20 protein-coding genes are annotated in these 22,639 nt (G+C 60.0%); 11 read left to right on the top strand and 9 right to left on the bottom strand.

What is annotated here, in order from left to right:
• Positions 1 to 45 precede the first annotated feature (45 nt).
• The 5 genes from cueR to RUM8411_RS16185 form a co-directional block, all read right to left on the bottom strand.
• Positions 46 to 435 carry a Cu(I)-responsive transcriptional regulator gene (cueR, locus tag RUM8411_RS16200; protein WP_085823761.1) on the bottom strand — a complete coding sequence of 130 codons (390 nt, stop codon included), beginning with the start codon at positions 433 to 435 and terminating at the stop codon, positions 46 to 48.
• Positions 432 to 2,696 carry a heavy metal translocating P-type ATPase gene (locus tag RUM8411_RS16195; RefSeq protein ID WP_085823760.1) on the bottom strand — a complete coding sequence of 755 codons (2,265 nt, stop codon included), beginning with the start codon at positions 2,694 to 2,696 and terminating at the stop codon, positions 432 to 434. Before RUM8411_RS16195 ends, cueR begins: the two co-directional genes overlap by 4 nt.
• A gap of 98 nt (positions 2,697 to 2,794) precedes the next feature.
• The gene (locus tag RUM8411_RS22745) at positions 2,795 to 2,965 is read right to left on the bottom strand and encodes a hypothetical protein (protein ID WP_159453912.1); all 171 of its coding nucleotides are present in this window, start codon (positions 2,963 to 2,965) and stop codon (positions 2,795 to 2,797) included.
• A 79-nt stretch (positions 2,966 to 3,044) separates the two neighbouring features.
• Entirely contained in the window at positions 3,045 to 3,617 is a 573-nt protein-coding gene (locus tag RUM8411_RS16190; protein ID WP_085823759.1) for a pyridoxamine 5'-phosphate oxidase family protein, read from the bottom strand.
• A gap of 12 nt (positions 3,618 to 3,629) precedes the next feature.
• Positions 3,630 to 4,094, bottom strand: coding sequence for a nuclear transport factor 2 family protein (locus RUM8411_RS16185; protein ID WP_085823758.1), 465 nt, complete (start codon positions 4,092 to 4,094; stop codon positions 3,630 to 3,632).
• A gap of 301 nt (positions 4,095 to 4,395) precedes the next feature.
• On the opposite strand from RUM8411_RS16185, the gene RUM8411_RS16180 reads away from it, so the two are divergent.
• Positions 4,396 to 4,959 (top strand): TetR/AcrR family transcriptional regulator, encoded by a 564-nt coding sequence (locus RUM8411_RS16180; protein ID WP_085823757.1) that lies wholly within the window; start codon positions 4,396 to 4,398, stop codon positions 4,957 to 4,959.
• Positions 4,960 to 5,065: 106 nt separating this feature from the next.
• Entirely contained in the window at positions 5,066 to 6,223 is a 1,158-nt protein-coding gene (locus RUM8411_RS16175) for an acyl-CoA dehydrogenase family protein (RefSeq protein ID WP_085823756.1), read from the top strand.
• A gap of 181 nt (positions 6,224 to 6,404) precedes the next feature.
• Here the strand turns inward: RUM8411_RS16175 and RUM8411_RS16170 are convergent, their stop codons facing one another.
• Positions 6,405 to 7,310: a LysR substrate-binding domain-containing protein gene (locus RUM8411_RS16170; RefSeq protein WP_085823755.1), complete on the bottom strand. Its 906-nt coding sequence runs from the start codon at positions 7,308 to 7,310 to the stop codon at positions 6,405 to 6,407.
• A 161-nt stretch (positions 7,311 to 7,471) separates the two neighbouring features.
• Between RUM8411_RS16170 and RUM8411_RS16165 the strand changes: the two genes are divergently transcribed.
• Genes RUM8411_RS16165 through RUM8411_RS16155 form a run of 3 tightly spaced genes read left to right on the top strand, consistent with a single transcriptional unit; the run spans position 7,472 to position 12,006 of the window.
• Positions 7,472 to 9,664: a dehydrogenase E1 component subunit alpha/beta gene (locus RUM8411_RS16165; RefSeq protein WP_085823754.1), complete on the top strand. Its 2,193-nt coding sequence runs from the start codon at positions 7,472 to 7,474 to the stop codon at positions 9,662 to 9,664.
• Complete coding sequence (locus tag RUM8411_RS16160) at positions 9,661 to 10,695, top strand: ACP S-malonyltransferase (protein WP_085823753.1); 1,035 nt, start codon at positions 9,661 to 9,663, stop codon at positions 10,693 to 10,695. The genes RUM8411_RS16165 and RUM8411_RS16160 overlap by 4 nt, the downstream gene beginning before the upstream one ends.
• 39 nt (positions 10,696 to 10,734) lie before the next feature.
• A complete protein-coding gene (locus RUM8411_RS16155) occupies positions 10,735 to 12,006 on the top strand; it encodes an NAD(P)/FAD-dependent oxidoreductase (RefSeq protein WP_085823752.1) in 1,272 nt (423 codons plus the stop codon).
• A gap of 2 nt (positions 12,007 to 12,008) precedes the next feature.
• On the opposite strand, the gene RUM8411_RS16150 is transcribed toward RUM8411_RS16155, so the two are convergent.
• Positions 12,009 to 12,710, bottom strand: a complete 702-nt coding sequence (locus RUM8411_RS16150; RefSeq protein ID WP_085823751.1) for an SDR family oxidoreductase — start codon at positions 12,708 to 12,710, stop codon at positions 12,009 to 12,011.
• A 104-nt stretch (positions 12,711 to 12,814) separates the two neighbouring features.
• On the opposite strand from RUM8411_RS16150, the gene RUM8411_RS16145 reads away from it, so the two are divergent.
• Positions 12,815 to 13,666 carry a LysR substrate-binding domain-containing protein gene (locus tag RUM8411_RS16145; protein ID WP_085823873.1) on the top strand — a complete coding sequence of 284 codons (852 nt, stop codon included), beginning with the start codon at positions 12,815 to 12,817 and terminating at the stop codon, positions 13,664 to 13,666.
• On the opposite strand, the gene RUM8411_RS16140 is transcribed toward RUM8411_RS16145, so the two are convergent.
• Complete coding sequence (locus tag RUM8411_RS16140) at positions 13,657 to 14,559, bottom strand: LysR family transcriptional regulator (RefSeq protein WP_085823750.1); 903 nt, start codon at positions 14,557 to 14,559, stop codon at positions 13,657 to 13,659. The genes RUM8411_RS16145 and RUM8411_RS16140 overlap by 10 nt on opposite strands.
• A gap of 75 nt (positions 14,560 to 14,634) precedes the next feature.
• Between RUM8411_RS16140 and RUM8411_RS16135 the strand changes: the two genes are divergently transcribed.
• The 5 genes from RUM8411_RS16135 (at position 14,635) to RUM8411_RS16115 (ending at position 21,812) form a co-directional block, all read left to right on the top strand.
• Complete coding sequence (locus RUM8411_RS16135; protein ID WP_085823749.1) at positions 14,635 to 17,847, top strand: reductive dehalogenase; 3,213 nt, start codon at positions 14,635 to 14,637, stop codon at positions 17,845 to 17,847.
• Between the two features lie 129 nt (positions 17,848 to 17,976).
• Positions 17,977 to 18,843 carry an FAD binding domain-containing protein gene (locus RUM8411_RS16130; protein ID WP_085823872.1) on the top strand — a complete coding sequence of 289 codons (867 nt, stop codon included), beginning with the start codon at positions 17,977 to 17,979 and terminating at the stop codon, positions 18,841 to 18,843.
• Positions 18,840 to 19,319 carry a (2Fe-2S)-binding protein gene (locus RUM8411_RS16125; RefSeq protein WP_085823748.1) on the top strand — a complete coding sequence of 160 codons (480 nt, stop codon included), beginning with the start codon at positions 18,840 to 18,842 and terminating at the stop codon, positions 19,317 to 19,319. The genes RUM8411_RS16130 and RUM8411_RS16125 overlap by 4 nt, the downstream gene beginning before the upstream one ends.
• A complete protein-coding gene (locus tag RUM8411_RS16120) occupies positions 19,319 to 21,574 on the top strand; it encodes a xanthine dehydrogenase family protein molybdopterin-binding subunit (protein WP_085823747.1) in 2,256 nt (751 codons plus the stop codon). Before RUM8411_RS16125 ends, RUM8411_RS16120 begins: the two co-directional genes overlap by 1 nt.
• Positions 21,567 to 21,812: a MoaD/ThiS family protein gene (locus RUM8411_RS16115; RefSeq protein WP_085823746.1), complete on the top strand. Its 246-nt coding sequence runs from the start codon at positions 21,567 to 21,569 to the stop codon at positions 21,810 to 21,812. Before RUM8411_RS16120 ends, RUM8411_RS16115 begins: the two co-directional genes overlap by 8 nt.
• Here RUM8411_RS16115 and RUM8411_RS16110 read toward each other — a convergent pair.
• Entirely contained in the window at positions 21,809 to 22,513 is a 705-nt protein-coding gene (locus RUM8411_RS16110) for a lysophospholipid acyltransferase family protein (protein WP_085823745.1), read from the bottom strand. The genes RUM8411_RS16115 and RUM8411_RS16110 overlap by 4 nt on opposite strands.
• Positions 22,514 to 22,639: the final 126 nt, after the last annotated feature.

Genomic DNA, 22,639 nt, shown 5'->3' with positions numbered 1-22,639 from the left:
TCTAGCAGAGACAAAGCAAAGCTGCGCCCAAAGGGCAACCCCGCGTCAGGGCTTGCCGCCCAAATCTTGCAGGATCGGGCAATCGGGCCGGTCATCGCCCGCGCAGGCATCGATCAGATGGCTCAGCGTGTCGCGCATCGCGTTCAGATCGGCAATCTTTGCCTCAATCTGTCCCATATGCGAGCGTGCGACTTTTTTGACATCGGCGCTGGCCCGTGTTTCATCCTCATACAGCGCCATCAGGGTTCGGCAATCCTCGATCGTGAATCCCAGCGCGCGAGCGCGACCCAGAAAGTTCAGCTTGTGCAGGTCCTGGTCTCGGAACCGACGATAGCCGTTGTCATCGCGTAGGGGTTTGATCAGACCGATATCCTCGTAATACCGGATTGTCTTAGCGGGCAGCCCGGTTCGGGTTGCCACGTCGCCGATATTCATGTTGTCACCGTTTGGGTTGTGTGATCTTGTTTTGGTTCTGGCAGGCTGGCCCGCACCCGACGTAGACGCAGCGCGTTTGCGACGACAAAGACGCTCGACAATGCCATGGCCCCGGCCGCAAGGGCGGGGGACAGAAGATGCCCGCTGAACGGATACAACGCCCCGGCGGCCACAGGGATCAGCACGATGTTGTAACCAAATGCCCAGCCCAGATTCTGTCGGATGTTGCGCATGGTGCGGCGGCTGATCTCGACCGCGTTGGCCACACCGCGCAGGTCACCGGACATCAGCACCACATCTGCCGTCTCAATCGCCACATCGGTGCCCGTGCCGATGGCCACGCCGATATCCGCTGCGGCCAGGGCAGGGGCGTCGTTGATGCCGTCGCCGACAAAAGCAAGCGCGCCGAACTGGTCGCGCAGAGCCGTAATTGCGGCAAGTTTGCCATCGGGCAGAACCTCGGCCGTGACATGGTCGATACCCAGCGTGTCGGCCAGGGCCTGCGCGGTGCGGGCGTTATCTCCGGTCACCATTGCCAGGGTCAGGCCCATTGCATGTAAACGGTCCAGCGCCTGCACAGTGCCGGGTTTGATCGGGTCTGACACGGCAAGCAGAGCAGCCGCTTGGCCGTCAATGGCCACATACAAGGGGGTTGCCCCTTCGCTGGCAAATTGATCGGCCTCGGGCTTCAGGTCTGTCAGGTCGATCCCGTTCTGCAGCATCAGGCGGGGTGAGCCGATCAGAATGTCGTGGCTGTCAGCCACAGCCTGCACGCCCAGCCCGGTCAGCGAGGCAAACTGGGTCACAGGTGGCAGTTCCGCCGGCCCGGCCCGCGTAATCGCTGTGGCGATTGGATGTTCCGAGTGCGCCTCGACCGCTGCGGCAAGTCGCAGGAGGTCAGCGCGTTCAAAGCCATTGATCGTGGTCACATGCTCCAGCTCGGGCCGGCCCAGGGTCAAGGTGCCGGTCTTGTCCAGCGCCACTACCTTGGCCTGCTGCAATTGTTGCAGCGCATCGCCCTTGCGAAACAGAATACCCAGTTCCGCCGCCCGTCCGGTGCCCACTATGATCGAGGTCGGCGTGGCCAGCCCCATCGCACAGGGGCAGGCGATGATCAGAACCGACACCCCTGTGACCAACGCCATCGGCAGCGCAGGTACGGGGCCAAAAATTAGCCAGACCACAATCGTCAGCAGTGCGGCACCGATCACCGCAGGCACGAACCAGGCGGTAATCCGGTCGACCAGCCCCTGAATTGGCAGCTTGGCCCCTTGCGCCTGTTCCACCATCTGAATGACCTGTGCCAGCACGGTATCGGCCCCGACCCGCGTGGCGCGTACCCGCAACGCACCGGTGCCGTTGACAGTGCCGCCTACGACTTGATCGCTTGGTGATTTTCCGACCGGAACAGGCTCCCCTGTGATCATACTTTCATCAACGTAAGAGGTGCCTTCCAATACCTCCGCATCGACCGGCACGCGCTCTCCTGGGCGGATTTGCAGGATATCGCCGACCGTGATGTCGGCGATGGGACGGTCGATAAAGATGCCGTCTACCTCAACCCGTGCGGTCTTGGGTTGCAGGCCCACCAGCTTGCGGATCGCGGCCCCGGTCCGACCCTTGGCACGGGTCTCCATCATGCGGCCCAACAGGATCAGGACAACGATGACCGAGGCGGCCTCGAAATACACATTAGCGCTGCCCCGCGGCAGGATCTGCGGAGCAAAGGTGGCTGTGACCGAAAACAGATAAGCTGCCCCAGTGCCCAACGCGACCAGTGCATTCATGTCAGGCGATCCACGCAGCAATGACGGGATGCCTTTGGCATAGAACACCCGCCCGGGGCCGATCAGCAGAACAGAGGTCAGCGCGAATTGGATCAGGTGGCTGGTTTGCGCGCCAATTGTCCCGTGCACCCAGTGATGAAAAGCCGGGATCATATGCCCGCCCATTTCCAGAACAAACACGGGCAGCGCCAGAAGTGCGGCAAACAGTGTTGCGCGGGTCAGGGCGTGGGCCTCTTCAGACTTGGCCATATCAGTCTGATTGTTCGCCGCTTGGGCAGGATATCCGGCATCCGTCAGGGCCTGAGTCAGCGCACGCAGGGGCGTGTCATGGGTGACCTGCGCGGTTTCGGTTGCGAAATTGACGGCAGCATTGGTTACGCCCGGCACATTTCGCAATGCGGCCTCGACACGCCCGACACAGGACGCACACCCCATGCCGGTGATTTTCAACTGCGTTGTCTGTGGCGCGGCCATCCGACTCATCCTGTACTGTCTTTCTCCTTCCAGATGGGGGTTCCAGTCACGGGAAGGTCAAGGGGTATAAACAGGATTTGAAAGAAATTCTCGGGGAATCAATCGGACGACCTGTCCAACAGCCGCTCCAGCAGCAACACGTTGTAGGAGGCCGGCGGCGCGCTGCGGACCGCCTCAGGTGAAGCGAAGAACGCCAGGGCCAGAGCTGCGACACATAAAATCACGCCAATCAGGCAGGTGAGGGCAAAATCCAGCCTTAGTCTTAACATCGGTGAACGCTCCTTGTTTGGCTGACCAGGATCAGGACCGTTTTGCCAATTCCTGTTTCAATCTCTCATTTTCCGCCTGCTATTGTCCCAGCTGCTGCCCGAAAGAGCTTAGGTGAGGTTGCAGCTCGGCCTCGGTAAAGCGTGGCGTGATATGGCGGGGGCAATTCCAGTCCAGCGCTTCGACGCTAATAATGACGGCACGCTCGGCCAGCGCGTCAGCGCCTTCGGGATACAGGCTGGCGGCAGCGACCTCACCTTCGGTGAAGCCCACGCGGCCCAGGATCTTGAGCCGCCGCTGATTGACGTAATCCATAAGGATAATTGCAATCCGGTCATTCCCGTCCAAGTTCCCGCGCGAGATATATTGTTTGTTCCCCGAGAAATCGGCGTATCCGATTGTGCGCGGGCCAAGAACCCTCAAAAACCCTGCCGGGCCGCCACGATACTGGACATACGGCCAGCCGGTTTCCGAAACAGTGGATTGGTAAAATCCGTCCCGCGCTTCGATAAACGCCTTTTCTTCGGGGCCGATCTCATGCCCTTGTTGTGGTCCGCCCTCAAGGAATTTGGCATAGGTCTTTGCTGATCCGTTGCGTTCTTGATGGGCGCGAACTGCGGGTGTGAAGGTCAGTTCCGAAAAGGCGCGGGGCATGCTGTGTCCTTCTTAAAGGCCGAGGTCGGACAGGCCTGCATGGTCATCAGGGCGGGGCCCCAGTGGCCAATGGAACAGGCGGTCGGCCTCGGTTATCGGTAGATCGTTGAGCGAGGCGTGACGGTTGGCCATCCGGCCATCTTCGGCAAACTCCCAATTCTCGTTGCCATAAGACCGAAACCACTGGCCGTCGCCGTCGCACCATTCATAGGCATAGCGTACGGCGATGCGGTTGCCCGAATAAGCCCATAGCTCTTTGATCAGGCGATACTCCAGTTCTTTGCGCCATTTGCGGGTCAGAAAAGCATGGATGTCTTTGTGCCCGCTCAGGAACTCGGCCCGGTTCCGCCATTGGCTGTCGTCTGTATAGGCGGGGGTCACGACATCAGCATCGCGGCTGTTCCATGCGTTTTCCGCCATACGCACCTTCTGCGTGGCGGTGTCCAGGGTGAAAGGGGGCAAATGGGGGCGGCTCATGTCGGTATCTTTCAGGTCAGAGAGACGGCAATCAGTGCGATGGCCAAAAGAAGCGGGACGTACTGGGCTGAGAAAGGGTTGGGTCGGCGGCGCATCTGATCGCTCCAGAGTTTACAGATCGGTACATCTTTGAGTTAATGTGTACTGATCGGTAAAGTTTTGCAAGCGAGATTTCCTTACGACTGCGGGATCTCGATCGCTCACCTGGTGATTTCGATGTAAATCAACGGCTTGGACCATCCGGGTTGTCGCCCGGGAAGATGCGCATTATGTACTGATCTGTACACTATGGAGCCGAATCATGCGCCCAAACAAACGTGACGAGCTGGTCCGAAAGGCCTTGCAGGTCTTTTACAAAAGCGGTTTTCACGCCACGGGCATGGACAAGCTGGTGGTGGAAACGGGTGTTTCCAAGACCTCGATGTACAAGCACTTCCGCACCAAGGAAGAACTGATCCTGGCCGCATTGCGATTGCGGGACGAGAATTTCCGGAACTGGTTTCTGCGTCGTGTCCAAGAGTTGGCGGATACCCCGGCAGAGCAATTGCTTGCGAGTTTTGATGCGCTGGGCGAATGGTTCAATGAAGACGGCTTTCGCGGTTGTATGTTCATCAAAGCCGGGGCCGAGTTTCAGGAAAAAGAACACCCGATTCACGTTCAAGCCGCCGAACACAAGCGTGCACTACTGGAGTATTTCACAGATCTGGCGCGCAAGGCCGGTGCCCGAAATCCAGAGGCGCTGGGTTGCCAGATCCTGTTGCTGAAAGAAGGAGCGATTGTGACGGCGGTTCTTCTGAAGTCCTGCGATCCGGCGCGCGATGCGAAAGCCGCGGCGCGGGTCCTGCTGGACGCCGCGTTGGCCTGAACCAAGGCGCAAACGGCGAAAAGACGTTGCGTAGCGGCGCTGTCGATGGATTGGATTGCGATAAGTCCGAAGATACCTTGACGAAAATCTGCAACGGAGGACACCCATGTCGCTTTTTACCGCCACTTCCAGCTGGGCCACTGAAGAACACCAGATGTTTGCCGAAATGGCAGACCGTTTCATGGCCGATGAGTTGGAGCCCAATATCGAAAAGTGGAACGACAACGGCGTCGTAGACCGCGATTTCTGGCGCAAAGCTGGCGATATGGGGCTGATGGCCGGGGCGATCCCCGAAGAATACGAGGGCGTCGGCGGCGGGCTCGGTTTTGATGCCGTCACGATGTACGCGCAGACCTCGCATGGGGATTCGGGCTGGGGGTATGCCATCCAGTCGATTGTTATTCATTATATCACCGCCTACGGCACCGAAGATCAAAAGCGCAAATGGCTGCCCAAGCTTGCCTCGGGTGAGATGGTCGGTGCGCTGGCAATGACCGAACCCGGAACCGGCTCGGACGTGCAGGCCATTCGTACGACGGCCGAAAAGGATGGAAACTCCTACCGTCTGAACGGGTCCAAGATCTTTATCACCAACGGGGCCTCGGCAGACCTGATCCTGGTGGCGGGCAAAACTGACAAGACAATGGGCTCAAAGGGCGTGTCGCTGATCGCTGTTGAGACCGAAGGCGCCGAAGGATTCCGCAAGGGGCGTAACCTCAAGAAGCTGGGCATGAAGGCCAACGACACGGCCGAGCTGTTTTTTGAGGATGTCAAAGTGCCCATGACCAACCTGATCGGGTCGGAAGAAGGGCAAGGCTTTTATCAGATGATGAAGCAATTGCCCTGGGAGCGAATGACGATTGGCATCGGTGCGCTGGGCGCGATTGATTTCGCAATTGCCGAGACGATCAAATACACACAGGAACGCAAAGCCTTTGGCCAGCGGGTGATGGATTTCCAGAACACGCGGTTCAAGCTGGCCGAATGCAAGACCAAGGCAGAAGTTCTGCGCAGCTTCCTCAGCGACTGCATCGCGCGGCTTGAAGCGGGTACTTTGGATGCGGCGACCGCGTCTATGGCAAAATACTGGGGATCCGAAGTGCAGAACGAAATCATGCACGAATGCCTGCAGTTGTTCGGCGGATACGGGTTCATGATGGAATACCCGATAGCCCGGCTGTATGCCGACGCGCGGGTGCAGATGATTTACGGCGGTACGAACGAGATCATGAAAGAGCTTATCGCTCGCTCACTGGACAAATAAGGACGCTGCGGGACCTCCCGCCCGTCGTCGAGGTTTCTGTCGAAACATCTCCTCCCGTTGAGCCAGGCAGGCGCGGGCGCAGCCCGCGCCTGCCTGGCCTCTTGCCGTCCGCAGGACGCAAGGCCGATGGCCGCGCAGGTATTGAAGTGCCATCAGGCGAAAGGCGTGGTCAGCGGTTGGGCTATTTCCTGCTCTTGCCAGCTGGGTTTATCTGGCCCTCCAGCCACAGTCGAAAAGACTTCAGAGGTTCGGATTCTGCACGCGATTGCGGCCACACCAGATAAAAATCACCCAAGCTAACCCCCGGCCCCTGCCAGGCCCGGACCAGTCGCCCGGTCCGCAAGTCCTCTTCGACCAGATAGCTGGGCAGAAGAGCCACGCCCAGCCCGTGAACCGTGGCCTGGCCCATTGTCGAAAACTGATCGAACAGCATTCCGCGTACGCCCGTAACATCTCGGCCCTGACCCGCAAACCACCTTTCCCAGGCATCGGGTCGGGTTTCCAGGTGCAGCAGCGGCGCCTCTGCCAGCCATTCGATGTCATCGGGATTGTCTGGCAATATGTCCGGTGCGCATACGGGCAGGACAGTTTCACGCATGATCGGCAGGTAGTTCACCCCGGCCCAGTCACGTTGACCAAAATGGATGGCGGCGTCGAAATGCTGGGTCTCGAAATCGAAGGGCCGCAGGCGCGTGTTCAGGTTGACCGTCACTTCCGGGTGGCGCCGGGCAAAATCCTGAAGGCGCGGGGCCAGCCAGTGCATCCCGAACGCGGGCAGGATCGACAGATTCAGCGACCCACCCGTTGGATTGGCCTTGAGCTTCAGTGAGGCCTGCGCCAGCTGGGTCAGCGCCGCACGGGCAACCTGGACGTATTCCTGTGCCGCAGGGGTCAGGTGCAGCCGCATTTGACTGCGCTGGATCAGGTCGACGCCCAGCTGCTGCTCCATCGATTTTAGCTGCCGGCTGATCGCGCTTTGCGTCAGCGACAGCTCTTCGGCTGCGGCCGAGGCACTGCCGAGGCGGTCTACGGCTTCAAGCGCCAATAAAGAGGGGATCGAGGGCAGAAAGCGGCGGGGGGCGATCATATGACTAATCCTCATACCTTTCGGAAGGAATATCACTGGCAATTGCGATGCGCCAGAACGATACAAATTTAGGTATTTCTTTTGTGTGGCCGTCTGTAAGCCCGCATAGTGCCACCGAAGAATATGCCAGACTGTAATGAGAGAAGACCGGGGAACACGCAATGGATCGCGCGCAGATCGTTCATGAGAATTTCCTGAAACGGGTCGCCAAACGCGACTATCCTAAGGGCGCGGCTCCGCGCGATGAGCTGGGCGATACCGACGCCGTGTCGCTGTTCCGGTCGCAGGTCCTCAGCCGAGCACTGGACCGGACCAGCCGCGCGATGCAGAAGGCGGGGCAGGGGTTCTATACAATCGGGTCCTCTGGCCACGAAGGCATGGCTGCCGTGGCCCATGCTTTGCGCCCAACGGATATCGCATTTCTGCACTATCGCGATGCGGCTTTTCAAATCGCACGGGCTGAGCAAGTGCCAGGCCAGCAGATCGCGTGGGACATGTTGCTAAGCTTTGCTTGTTCGAGCGAGGACCCGATCTCGGGCGGGCGTCATAAGGTGCTGGGGTCCAAGGCGCTGACGATCCCGCCGCAGACTTCGACCATTGCCAGCCACCTGCCCAAAGCCGTTGGCGCGGCTTACGCGCTGGGCGCAGCGCGGCGGTACCCGCCTGAACATCGGGAATTGCCGCTGGATGGGATTGCCATGTGTTCTTTTGGGGATGCCTCAGCCAACCATTCCACGGCGCAGGGCGCTATCAACACGGCGGGCTGGACCAGCGTGCAGTCAACACCTTTACCCCTGCTGTTCGTGTGTGAGGATAACGGGATCGGCATTTCGGTCAAAACACCGAAAGGGTGGATTCAAACCTCAATGGAACATCGGCCCGGGATCAGGTATTTTGAGGCCAACGGGTTGGACATCTATGAAACCTACGCAGTGGCACAAGAGGCCGCCACCTATGTGCGGACCCGCCGCAAACCTGCCTTCCTGCACCTGAAAACTGTGCGCCTCTATGGCCATGCAGGGGCGGATGTGCCAACCACCTATCTGTCGAAATCCGAGGTTGAGGCGGACGAGGCCCAGGATCCCCTATTGCATTCGGTGCGGCTGCTGGATCAGGCCGGGGCCTTACCGCCGGATCGGGCGTTGGCAATTTACACCGACACCTGCGCCCGCACTGACCGGATAGCAGCCGAAGTCGCTACGCGCTCGCATCTGTCCAGCGCGGCCGAAGTCATGGCCAGCCTGATCCCTCCCAAACGTGCCTGCAAGCCCACCAACGGCCCAAGTGTCGAGGCCCGCGCCAAGGCCTTTGGCGGCGATATGCGCGCGATGGCTGATCCTCAGCCCATGAGCCGCCTGATCAACTGGGCACTGACCGATCTGATGCTGGACCATTCCGAGATCGTCTGCATGGGCGAAGATGTGGGCCGCAAGGGCGGCGTTTATGGCGTGACGCAAAAGTTGCAGCAGCGCTTTGGCCCCGACCGGGTCATCGACACGTTGCTGGATGAACAATCCATTCTGGGGCTGGCCATTGGCATGGGGCATAACGGGTTCATTCCGATCCCGGAAATCCAGTTCCTTGCCTATCTCCACAATGCCGAAGACCAGATCCGCGGCGAGGCGGCGACGTTACCCTTCTTCTCGAACGGGCAGTTTACCAATCCGATGGTGCTGCGGATTGCCGGGTTGGGGTACCAGAAAGGGTTCGGCGGCCATTTCCACAACGACAACTCGCTGGCGGTGCTGCGGGACATCCCCGGGATCATCATTGCCTGCCCTTCAGCCGGGGCGGACGCGGTGCAGATGTTGCGCGAATGCGTTCGCCTTGCCCGTGAGGAACAGCGGGTGGTCGTCTTCCTTGAGCCTATCGCGCTGTATCCGATGCGCGATCTTCACGAGCCGCAGGATGCGGGATGGATGGACACTTATCCTGCGCCGGACAAACGTATCGCGCTGGGTGATGTCGGCGTGTATGGAGGCGGTACAGATCTGGCCATCGTTACCTATGGCAACGGGCATTACCTTTCGAAACAGGCACTGCCCGCGCTGGAAGCTGCCGGGCTGCGGACCCGCGTTATCGATATGCGCTGGTTGGCGCCCTTGCCAACTGAAGCACTGTGCGAGGCCACAGAAGGGTGCAAACACATCCTGATTGTCGACGAATGCCGCCGCACCGGCAGCCAGTCCGAGGCGCTGATGACCTTCTTTGCAGAAGAAAACACCAACATTCCAACCGCGCGCGTTGTGGCTGAAGACAGTTTTATCGCAACCGGCCCGGCCTATGCCGCGCCCTTGCCGTCCAAAGACGGAATCATCGCCGCCGCCTTGACCCTTACGGGAGTCCAATCATGACCCGCACAGCCGTTGTCATCTGCCCCGGTCGCGGCACCTATAACAAGCCCGAGCTAGGATATCTGCACCGTCACCACCCGGACAAGATGGCAATGTTTCAGGGTTTTGACGCCGTCCGGTCCCAGGCCGGGCAGAAGACCGTAACCGCATTGGACGCCGCCGACCGATACACGGTCAGCACTTATTCGCGCGGCGACGTGGCCTCGCCTTTGATTTATGCGGCGTCGCTGGCGGATGCGCAGGACTTGGCCGAGGATATCGAGGTTGTCGCGGTTACCGGCAATTCCATGGGCTGGTACATCGCGTTGGCTGCAGGCGGTGCAGTGTCGGCCGAGGCAGGATTCACCATCGTCAACACGATGGGCACGTTGATGCAGGACCATCTGATCGGCGGACAACTGGTCTATCCCTTCACCGGTGACAACTGGGTAAATGACCCAGCGCGCAAGGCCGAACTGTTGTTGGATGTCGCGCGGATCAACGGGCAAGAGGGTCATTATCTGGGATTGTCCATTGATCTGGGTGGGATGCTGGTTCTGGCAGGGAATAAGGCAGGCCTGACCGCGTTCGAGGCCTCTCAGCCCATGGCGCAGGATCGGTTTCCGATGCGGCTGGCTAACCATGCAGCCTTTCACACCCATTTGCAGGCTCCCGTTGCGGCCGAAGGCCGAGCGCGGCTGAGCGCGGATCTGTTTGGTCAACCAAACCATCCGCTGATCGATGGGCGTGGCAAGATCTGGTGGCCGGGTGCGACGGATACGCAGGCGCTGTGGGATTACACGCTGGGGCACCAGGTGACTGAACCCTATGACTTCACCCGCGCGATCCAGACCGCAGCCCAAGAGTTTGCCCCCGATCTGTTCATCGTCACCGGCCCCGGAGCAACCTTTGGCGGCGCGGTCGCGCAATCGCTGGTGCTGGCGGATTGGCGCGGCATGTCGGACAAGGCAGCGTTCCAGGTCCAACAGGATACACAGCCTGCCCTGATCGCAATGGGCCGTGCGGACCAAAGGGCGCTTGCAACCGGTTGAAACTCCCCAGATGATCCGCGCACATTTCAGGAGCCTTACATGAGTGATCACGACCAGTCCCTCTGGCGGAAAACCTGCCAGGAGCACGTCGAAAGCACATCGTTAAGCGCGGATCTGACCGTTGACCTAGCTGTAATTGGCGGTGGCTATACCGGTTGTGCTGCCGCACTGACAGCGGCGCGTGCAGGGGCGTCCGTGTGCCTGCTTGAGGCGCAGGAGATTGGCCACGGAGGGTCGGGTCGAAACGTCGGGCTGGTAAATGCAGGGCTGTGGCTGCCACCAGAGGACATCCGTGGATATCTGGGTGCGAATGCCGGTGATCGTTTGATCGACCTTCTGGCCGCTGCCCCGTCTGCGGTGTTTGATCTGATCAACCAGCATGGTATCGCGTGCGATCCGGTGCGCAAAGGAACCCTGCACTGCGCACATTCGACGGCAGGGTCCCGGAACTTGCAGACCCGATATGCGCAACTGACTGCCAGCGGCGCACCGGTTAAGTTGCTGTCTGCTGAGCAGGCCCGCCAGCGCACTGGTAGTGCTGCGTTTCACGAGGCTCTTTTTGATCCGCGCGCGGGTACGATCCAGCCGCTGGCTTATGTCCGGGGCCTGGCCCGTTGCGCCACCGAAGTTGGGGCACAGGTGTTTACCAACAGCCCGGTCCAATCCCTAAAGCACACGGCAGGTGTCTGGGAGCTGAAGACCAGCAGCGGCACTATACGGGCGAAATCGGTGATGCAGGCGACAAATGCCTATCACCAGCATCTGCAGGCCTCGGCCCCGGCCTATGTTCCGGTCTATTATTTCCAGTATTCCACTGGGCCTTTGTCCGACAATCTGCGTGCCAGCCTACTGCCCGGTGGCGAAGGTGCTTGGGATACCGGGCTGATCATGACCTCGTTCCGGATGGATTCTCAGGGCCGCCTGATCATCGGCGCGATGGGAGACCTTGGCCATGTCGGCAGCGGGTCACACAGTGCATGGATCAGGCGAATGATGACCGCGCTTTACCCGCAACTGGCCGATCAGGCGTTGGTTGAGGGGTGGCACGGACGCATTGCGATGACCTCTGATCATCTTCCCAAGATCACACGGATCGGTCCCAATGCCCTGTCTGTTCACGGATTTTCCGGGCGCGGTATCGGTCCGGGAACGGTTTTTGGGCGGATGATGGCGGAAAGCTTGCTGGCCAATGATCCTGCTTTGTTGCCAGTTCCGATCGTTTCCAGTCATCGCGAAAGCTGGGCAGGCCTGCGCCGCGCCTATTTCGAAACCGGCGCAGCGCTGACGCATTTGATCAAGGCGCGGTTCTGACCTTAAACGGCTCGTGTAATGCCACCGTCAACGCGGATGTTCTGGCCGGTGATGTACCCGCCACCCTCAGAGGCCAGCATGGCCACGACCGAGGCGATTTCATCATAACTGCGTCCATAGCGGCCCATTGGGATGCGGGCGCGGAACTCTTCCTTTTCGGGCAGGCTGTCGATGAAACCGGGCAGGACATTATTCATTCTGATATTCTCAGCGGCGTATTTGTCCGAAAACAGTTTGGTAAACGCCGCCAACCCGGCGCGGAACACGCCAGAGGTCGGAAACACAGGGTCCGGTTCAAACGCAGCAAAGGTCGAAATGTTGATGATCGATCCGCCGCCTTGTTCCTGCATGATCGGAGTGACCAGGCGGGTTGGGCGGACCGCGTTCAGGAAATAGACATCCATCCCAGTGTGCCAATCTTCGTCCGTCAGTTCCAGCACCGGTGCGCGGGGTCCGTGCCCGGCCGAGTTGACCAACACATCGATACGCCCCCAATGGGTCATCGCAGAATCTACCAGTTTTTGCAGATCGTCGGGCGATTGGTTCGAACCGGTGATGCCTACCCCACCCAGTTCATGGGCAAGTGCTTCGCCCTTGCCGGACGAGGACAGGATGCCGACCTTGAACCCGTCTGCGGCCAGCCGACGGGCGGAATCTGCGCCCATGCCGCTGCCTCCTGCCGTAATTAGCGCCACTTTTGTCATGTGATGTCTCCGTTTTGTGGTTGCCTTCAAGATGGGCGCTGAAACCGGGTTTGACCAATCAGTTCTTCTGTCTCTATGCTGTAGGAAATCTACTGGATGAATTGATGACAGCACTGCCCCCCTTAAATGCACTGCGGGCTTTTGAAGCCTCGGCTCGGCACCTGAACTTTCGCCTTGCGGCTGAAGAACTGGGTGTGACGCAGGGTGCGGTCGCCCAGCAGGTGCGCGGTCTTGAGGCGCGTTTGGCGGAAACCCTGTTCGACCGTTTGCCACGGGGTCTTGCGCTGACCGATGCGGGGCGACGGTTTCATGCACCACTTCGCCGAGCCTTTCGCCTGATTGAAGACGCGGTACACGAGCTGTCGGGGGACCGTCAGATCACATTGTCCGTCACGCCTAGCTTTGCGTCGAAATGGCTGGTCCCACGTTTGCCGGACTTCACCGCACAACACCCCGAGATCGAAGTTCGGATCGATGCGCGCGAACAATTGGCCGATTTCCGGGGCGATGGCGTGGACCTTGCTGTCAGGCAGGGCCGCGCGCCATTTGGCCAGGGCCTGACGGCCGAGCCATTGTTTTCCACCAATTTCATTCCAGTCTGCAGCCAGGTGCTGGCGCGTGAGATCAAGCAACCCAAGGATCTGTTGCGCCACGTTTTGCTGAATGACACGCATGGTTTGTGGCCTTTGTTTTTGGAACGCGCCGCCGTTGAGGGCAAAGCCCGTGTCATGAACTTTAGCCAAACCAGTCTGGCAATCGATGCCGCTTTGTCGGGCCAGGGTGTCGCGCTGGCCAATGAAGCCCTTGTATCGGCAGAGCTTGTATCCGGTCAGTTGGTTCAACCTCTACCCGAAGTGCTGATCGAAGACCTCGGCTTTTACGTGGTCACGCCGAAACATCCGCGCCAGCCTGCGCTTGTCACGGCGATGAAGGACTGGCTGCTGACTCAGTCCTGAAGCGCCGCGGCAAGCGCTTCGATCCGATGGCGCAGCCAACGGTGCGCTGGGTCGTTGGCTGACCGTTGGTGCCAGACCATGTAGATTGAAACCGGGTCACAGGCAAAGGGCAGCGGCGCGCAGTCAAGTGCTGCAAGCGGACCGCGTTTCATTAGCGCCGTGTCAGTTGATATCAGGTCACTGCCTTTCACGAACGGTGGAATGGCGTTGAAATGCGGCAGGGTGACAGTGGCTGGTTTGATCCGGGTCTGATCCACGCCCCGCATCACCACACGAGAGCTGCGCCCGTCCGCAAACCGGACCGCGACGTGATCTGTGTCGCAATAGGCTTGCCAACTTTTTGGGGGCGTGCGCCGCTCCGCGTCATAGAAGATCATCAACGGGCTGCTTAATAGGCGTTTCTGAAAGATATCCGGTCCATCCGGTGGCAGCGGGGTCAGCATCAGCTGGCAGCGGTCACTGCGCAGCAGATCAGGATCCGGCACACCCGAGGGGATAAAGCCAAGTTGCAGCCGCACGCCTTCGGCCCGGGCCGCGCGCACCAGCGGGGGAAAAATCAGTTCTCGCGGCATATCATTGGTGGCGATCTGCAGGCTGATCTCTTCTGACAATGGGTCAAACGGGCGATCCTCGGTCAGGGCGCGCATGCCGTCCAGGACACGCTGGACCGGGTCCTTCAACGACAAGGCGCGCTCGGTGGGTGTCAGCCCCTGACCGGATCGAACGAAAAGCGGGTCACCCAGGACCTGTCGCAGTTTGCCCAACGTGTGGCTAATGGCCGATTGCGTGACCCCTAGCCGGTCCGCCGCTTTCGAAACCGAGCTTTCCTCGAGTATGGTGAGGAAGACGCGCAGCACCTTGCCGTCCAGATCGGTGAAATCAGTTTTGCTCATACCGTCTATGACTATTCATGAATAGATTTGCTGTCCACCGCAGGATAGGAGACAGTCAGCAACTGGAGGCACGCGATGGGGACCCGCTTTTTCTCAGACAAGAACCGGCCGGTCCATATGGGCTCCTATCCGCTGGAACGGCTGGAACGGCAAGGTCAGATGCCGGATCTGAGTTTGGTGCAGCCAATGCCGGTGCTAAGCTTTCATCGCCCCGATCAGCCGGACAATATCGTCAATGCGATGGGGGAGTTCCAGGCGATGATGGATACCATCCGCGACGGGTTCGTGAACCCGGTGCCGTCGGATGTGCCGTCTGACCCGACCGAACGCGCCAACCACCTAAAGGCGTTTGGGTATTTCAACGATGCCTCGATGATGGGCTGCGGCCCCCTACCGCCCGAAGCGATGTTGAATGAGCCCCGCCGCAACCCTGATATCGACCGTCTAGCCCACGCGTTGAAGACGCGGCAGACCAAGACGCTGGCCTCGGGGATCGATCTGATCATGGCGGATCTCAAGGAGAGCATGGAGGCCGCACCCAAACCGATGGCCACACACCGCCACGCCATCGTGTTTCTGTACGAACATAACCGCGACCCTGATCCGGATGAGCCGGGGGCAGACTGGATCGCCGATGCGCAGGATCATCGTGCCTGTTTGCTGGCGACCGAGAATGCGGTGGTTCTTGCCAATTACATCCGTCTGCTGGGGTTTGACGCGCGTCTGCACACGGCGATGTCGTCCGAGGTTGACCTGGGCAAGCTGGCCGTTGCCGCAGGCTTGGCCTCGGTTGAAGACGGAGAGGTCGTGGTGCCGTGGCTGGGCAAACGGTTCGGTTTGGCCGCCGTAACAACCGAGATAGAGATTACCCATGATCAGCCCTTGGTGCCGATGGACCAGCAGCCGTGGTTTCGCACGCAGGGGCCTGCGTGGTGGCTGGGGACAGGATTTGCCAAGAACGCGCTGAACCGCGATCCTTATGCCAAGCGGCGTTACATGGACGGGGCACATCCGTTCGAAAAACTGAAACGCGTGGATACTCCAACCACCTATATCGACGAGGAAAACGTCGCCCGTGTCCCCAAACGGGCGGACATGTTCGCGCGGGCGCAATTCGGGGATATGGGCAAGGCGCTGCAGGACGCAGCAAAGGGCGGGCATTACGTACGCAAGGCCGCCCCCAGTTTTGCCCAACGGCGGGCTCTGGGCGCCTTTGTGCTGCTGCAGGATGGAGAAACAGCGGATGTTGCTCCGCCAACCGATGCCCAGCGCAATGCGGCCAATATCAAGGCCGCAACCTATTTCCTGGGTGTGGATGCGGTGGGGCTAAGCCGATGCCCAGACTGGGCTTGGTATTCCCACGACGCAACCGGCGAGGAAATCACGCCGCCCCATGATCAAGCCATCAGCATGATCATCGATCAGGGCTATGAAACGATGGAGGGGGCCAGCGGCGACGATTGGATCAGCGTTGCCCAATCCATGCGCGCCTATCTGCGTTTTTCTTTGCTGGGCGGGGTGATTGCGCAACAGATCCGCAACCTCGGTTACAAGGCCAGGGCGCATACGGTAATGGATGGCGAGGTGCTGCAACCGCCGCTGCTGCTGTTATCGGGCCTGGGTGAGGTCAGCCGCATTGGGGAGGTCATTCTGAACCCCTATCTGGGACCGCGTCTGAAATCAGGGGCGGTGACCACGGACATGCCAATGGCGCATGACAAGCCGATTGATTTCGGCCTGCAGAGCTTTTGCGAATCGTGCAACAAATGCGCGCGGGAATGTCCGTCCGGGGCCATCACTGCGGGTCCAAAGCTGATGTTCAACGGCTATGAGATCTGGAAATCCGACAGCCAGAAATGCGCCACCTACCGGATCACCACCCCAGGTGGCGCGATGTGCGGGCGGTGTATGAAGACCTGCCCGTGGAACCTTGAAGGGATTTTCAAGGAACGCCCGTTCCGATGGGCCGCGATGAACCTCCCGTCCGCCGCGCCTGCATTGGCGAAACTGGACGATATGGTGGGCAATGGCGGGTTGAACGACACCAAGAAATGGTGGTGGGATATCGAACTGCAGGCTGACGGGTCTTACCGCCCGACGGCACACCCGCTGAACCGGCGGGGGCTGCAAACCGATCTGGACCTGAAATACGAAGATCAGACCCTGGCCGTCTATCCCGCCTATCTGGCCCCTCATCCCTGGCCCTATCCCTTTGCGATGGACCGCGAGGCAGGGATTGCCGCCTATGAGGCACTGGTGACCGCCGACGATTACAAGGCCCGCAAAACTGCCGGAGATCAATCTGTTGTCCACCGCTATACCATTGCCGGTGACGCGCCGGTGATGCGGGTTGAATTGTCCAAGGTTGACCGGATGACGGCGGATGTGACGAAATACGAGTTCGCAACCCTTGATGGCACAGACCTGCCCGGCTGGACCGCCGGGGCGCATTTGGATGTGCTGGTCGCGCCGGAATTCCTGCGTCAGTATTCGATGTCTGGCGACCCTTCTGATCGGTCTACTTATCAGATCGGCGTCTTGCGTGAGGATGAGGGACGTGGCGGGTCAGCCTTGTTGCACCGTATCTTTAACGAGGGGCGCAAGGTCTTTATCTCAAAACCCATCAACCATTTCGAACTGGACGAAACAGCGACCAAATCATTCCTGATGGGGGGCGGTATCGGGATCACCCCGATGATCGCTTTCGCTCAGCGTTTGCATGCCCTGGGCAAACCTTTCGCTCTGCACTATTCCGCCAGCACACGGGCAGTGGCCGGGTATCTGGACGATCTGGCGGCGATGCCCTGGGCGGATCATGTGCATTTCCATTTCTCGGATGAAGGCACCCGCGCCAATCTGGATGCGATCCTGTCGGGCTATCAGGACGGTTGGCACGTTTATACCTGCGGGCCCGACCGCTATATGGACGGGGTCATCCAAGCGGCACAGCGTGAGGGTTTCCCGGACGAGGCACGTCATCTTGAGTATTTCTCGGTTCCCGAACAGCCGGAGTATGAGAACCACCCGTTCACCCTGAAACTGCGGCAATCCGGTCAGGAACTGACTGTGCCAGAAACCAAGGACGCCGCGCAGGTGTTGAATGAGGCGGGTATTCACGTCGATGTGAAATGCTCGGACGGGATTTGCGGGGTCTGCAAATGCGGCGTGATTTCAGGTGAGATCGAGCACCGCGATTTTGTCCTGTCCAACAAGCAACGCGAGGGTGCGATCATCCTGTGCCAGAGCCGCGCGGCCCAACCAGGCGGAGTGATCGAGATCGATCTGTGACCTGAGGTCAGGAAACGACATTCTGAAACGCAAAATTTGGTCGTTCCAGCCATGGACGCCGTTGGGTTGCTGCACTAACGTCCCCTGCGAACCCCAGTGAATCCTGATCAACAGGTGCGAGGTATTTTCATGGACTATCACAGCCCCGCCAGCTTTGCCGAGGCGTCGGCACTTGCCGCGAACGCGACGGGCACCACACGGTTTTTGGCAGGCGGCACCGATGTTTTGGTGCAGCTGCGCTCAGACTTGGTGACGCCTAATACGCTGATCGACATCAAGAAAATCAACGGCGTGCAAGACATCACCCGCAATGCCGACGGCAGTTGGACAATTGGCGTCGCCGCCACCGGTGCCGAGATGAGCGAACACGCCGAACTGGTCCGCGACTGGCCCGGCGTGGTTGAGGCGATGGACCTGATCGGGTCCACCCAGGTGCAGGGCCGCGCGACGCTGACCGGCAACCTGTGCAACGGATCGCCTGCCGCAGATTCCGTACCGGCAATGGTTGCCGCCGGCGTGACCGTCACGGTGACCGGCCCGGATGGTAGTCGCGAGGTTGCCGTTGAAGACATCCCCACCGGCCCCGGTAGAACCGCGCTGAACAAGGGTGAGCTGATATCGGCTGTGAACATCCCCGCACGCGGGGCAAACGGCGGTGACGCCTATCTGCGTTTTATCCCACGGACTGAGATGGACATCGCCGTGGTTGGCGTCGGCGTGAACCTGCGTCTGGAGGGTGACACAATCACCGAGGCGCGCGTCTCGCTGGGGGCCGTGGCCCCGACCGTTTTGCTGGTTGAAGACTGTGCCAAGGCCATCATCGGCAGCACGCTGGATGAGGCTGCGCTGGATGCCTTGGCCGCGGCTGCGTCTGCTGCCTGCAACCCAATCGATGACAAGCGCGGAACCATCGCATTCCGCACTGAGGTATCCGGTGTTCTGGCAACACGCGCTGCGAAAATCGCCTATGCCCGTGCCAAGGGAGAACAAGCATGAGCAAATTCCACGTATCCACCACCGTGAACGGGGACACGGTTGAGTATCTCTGCGACCCGCGCGAAACTCTGCTGGACTGTCTGCGCGACAAGCTGAACCTGACCGGCGCCAAAGAAGGCTGCGGCACCGGCGATTGCGGCGCGTGTTCGGTCACGGTCGATGGCCGTCTGGTCTGTTCCTGCCTGATGCTGGGGGTCGAGGCTGACGGCAAGCAGATCGAAACCGTCGAAGGCATCGCCGAGGGCGACGTCCTGCACCCGCTACAGCAGAAGTTCATCGAACATGCAGCCCTTCAATGCGGCATCTGCACGCCGGGCATTCTGGTCGCGGCCAAGTCGCTGTTGGAGAAAAACCCCAACCCGACCGAGGAAGAAACCCGGTATTGGCTGGCAGGCAACCTCTGCCGCTGCACCGGATATGACAAGATCATTCGTGCCGTGATGGAAACGGCGGCAGAGCTGCGGGAGGCTTCGTAATGGCACTCGACGATCGTAAATCAGGTTTCACATTTGTGGGCACCCGCCCGAACCGTCCGGATGGTTTGGACAAGGTCACTGGCCGCGCCAAGTTCGGGGCGGATATCTCAGCGCCGGGCATGCTGTTTGGTGCGGTTTTGCGCTCACCCCATGCTCACGCGCGGATCGTGAAGATCGACGCGTCGAAGGCTGAGGCGCATAAGGACGTCAAAGCTGTCGTCACACGCGCGGACTTTGCCGATGTACTGTTCAAACCCGGTCTGGAAGGCGAGTTCTGGAACGTGCTGGAAAACGTCATGGCGGGTGAAAAGGCCCTTTATGATGGGCATGCTGTGGCGGCTATCGCTGCAACCTCGGCGCTGGCGGCACGCGATGCACTTAAGCTGATCGAGGTTGAGTATGAGGTGCTGCCCCACGTCACCGACGTGGACAAGGCGATGGCCACTGATGCACCGGTCATTCGCGAAGGCGCTGCGGACTATTCCGTACCTGAAGGGATGCACCCGAACGTCGTACGCTATCACGATAGCGGCCACGGCGATGTCGAGGCAGGGTTTGCCGAAGCCGATCTGGTGATCGAAGACAGCTTTGTCACCGAGGCGACTCATCAAGGTTATATTGAGCCGCACGCCTGTCTGGCCATGCTGGGCAATGACGGCAAAGGCGAGCTTTGGTGCACCACCCAAGGTCACTGGATTGCGCAAAAGACCTGTGCCGCGTTGTTGGGCATCGAGACCTCGCAACTGCGCGTGACCGCGTCCGAGATTGGCGGTGGTTTTGGTGGCAAGACCACCGTGTTCATCGAACCTGTCGCTCTGGCGCTGAGCCGCAAGGCCAACCGCCCGGTTAAACTGGTGATGACGCGTTCCGAAGTGTTCCGGGCGACTGGTCCGACCTCCTCTGCGTCGATGGATATCAAGATCGGGATGAAGAAGGATGGGACGATCACGGCCGCGCAAGGCGTGTTCCGCCTGCAGGGCGGCGCCTTCCCGGGTGCGCCGGGGGACATGACTGCCATGTGCGCATTCGCGCCCTATAACCTGACCAACGTCAAGCAGATCGGTTATGATGTGATGGCCAACCGCCCGAAACAGGCAGCCTACCGCGCGCCGGGTGCGCCAATGGGAGCCTTCGCGGTCGAGTCGGTGATTGACGAGCTGTGCAAGAAACTGGATCTCGATCCGGTCGACGTGCGCCTGAAAAACGCAGCGCATGAGGGCACCAAGGCCAGCTATGGCCCGCGCTACGAACGCATCGGTCTGGTCGAAACGCTTGTGGCCGCCAAGGCGCATCCGCACTACTCGGCCCCGCTGAAGCCGGGGCAGGGGCGGGGGATTTCCTGTGGCTTCTGGTTCAACCACGGTGGCGAGACATCGGTGTCTCTGGCCTTGTCCGAGGACGGCTCGGCCCAACTGATGGTCGGCACGCCCGATATTGGCGGGTCGCGCGCCTCGATGGCACTGATGGCGGCTGAGGTTCTGGGCATTCCCTACGAGAATATCCGGGTCACCATCGCGGACACGGCGACGCTGGGATACAATGACGTCAGCCACGGCTCACGCGTGACCTATGCCAGCGGCCTGGCAACCATCAAGGCTGCGAAACATGCGGTTGAAAAGCTCAGTGAACGGGCTGCGGCCAAATGGGGTATCCCGGTGGATGCGGTGAAATGGGAAGATGGCTGCGCGGTGCCCTCTGGGCCCAATGCAGGCGATTTCGATCCGATGCCGCTGGCCGATATCACAGCGGACATGGGATCGACCGGCGGTCCGATATCAGGCCATTTCGAGGCCACGCCCGAAGGCGCAGGCGTGTCCTTTGGCACCCATATCGTCGATGCAGAGGTCGACCCGGAGACCGGTAAAACTTCGGTCACGCGTTACACGGTCATTCAGGACGCCGGCAAGGCCATCCACCCGACCTATGTCGAAGGTCAGTATCAGGGCGGCGCCGCACAAGGCATCGGCTGGGCGCTGAACGAGGAATATATATATGGTGACGATGGCCGCTTGCAGAACTCGATCTTCCTCGATTACCGCATCCCAGTTGCCAGCGACTTGCCAATGATCGACACGGTGATTGTCGAAGTGCCCAACCCCGGCCACCCGTTTGGTGTACGCGGTGTCGGCGAAACCGGCATCGTACCGCCACTGGCGGCCATCGCCAATGCGGTGTCGCATGCGGCCGGTGTGCGCATGCGGCAGCTGCCGATGTCACCGCCGCGTATTCTGGCGGCGTTGAAGGACAATGGTTGAGGTCCACCTATGGTCCGGCCTCCGGTCTTTGACCGGGGGTCAGCAGGTGATTGAAGTTCAGGCCAAGACCACCGGTGATCTGCTGAAGGAACTGGTTCGTGCGCATCCACAGCTGCAGGGGCCGATTGATGCAGGCGTGTCCATCGCCATCGATGGGCGCGTCATTGCCACAGGATTGACTGAACCGATCCCCGAAGGCAGCGAAGTCTACCTGATGCAACGATTAAGAGGCGGCTAGACTTCCGGCGCCCAGGGTTCGCGCCCGACCATGCGGTCAGCTTCGGCGGTGATGTCGTTCATATGCTGCTCCAGGCTTTGGCGCAAAACCTCGATCTGTTCCTCGTCAGCCTTGCGCGGCACCGGATCAGTCCATTCACGACATATAAAGACGCCCTCATTCCGCCAGGGTCGCGGCATCAACAGGCGATCCCATGTCCCGGCCTCACGCCCGTGTTTGGCCGAATAGGTGATGCCAAATATCCGCTTGCCAGATGTTCGTGCCCAGATCAGCGGCACGGTTGACGATATGCGTTCCGGGCCGCGTGGTCCGTCGGCGGCGATCCCAATCGAGACGCCTTGTTTTATCTTGCCCAGCACTTCGCGCGACAGGGCGACATGGCGTTTGTGGCTGGACATGGCAATCGTATCCATGCCGAAAAGCTGCTGCACCCGACCCACCATGCTGCCCGCCCGCGCGGCTGAGGTGATCGAGCAAATGCGCCCCTTGTCCAACGGAAAGAAATAAGGCGATTGCGCCAGCCGTTGATGCCACAGCACCACGATGACTGGCTCGCCCTGTTCGGCAAGCTGATCCAGCTCCTCGTACCCGATGCGTTGCCAGTTTGTGTTGCGATTGACCATCCGGATATAACCCGCAATACGCCGCGCCGCCCAGTTCAGAACGGCTTCGCTGTCGGCGATCTTTTTGCGGATACTCACGGATGGTGTCCCCTGGTCTGGCCAAAACGTGTCTTATAGAACTCATCGCCGCGCGCAACTTGTTTGTCGATTGCACAAGGGTGGTGGAAAATGAAAAAGCCTCTTGAGTCCGCCGCACGGCTGGCA

The sequence above is a fragment of the Ruegeria meonggei genome (assembly GCF_900172215.1).
Classification (GTDB): Bacteria; Pseudomonadota; Alphaproteobacteria; order Rhodobacterales; family Rhodobacteraceae; genus Ruegeria; species Ruegeria meonggei.
The sequence above is the reverse complement of the archived record's forward strand: the minus strand, read 5'-3'. Positions and strand labels throughout refer to the sequence as shown.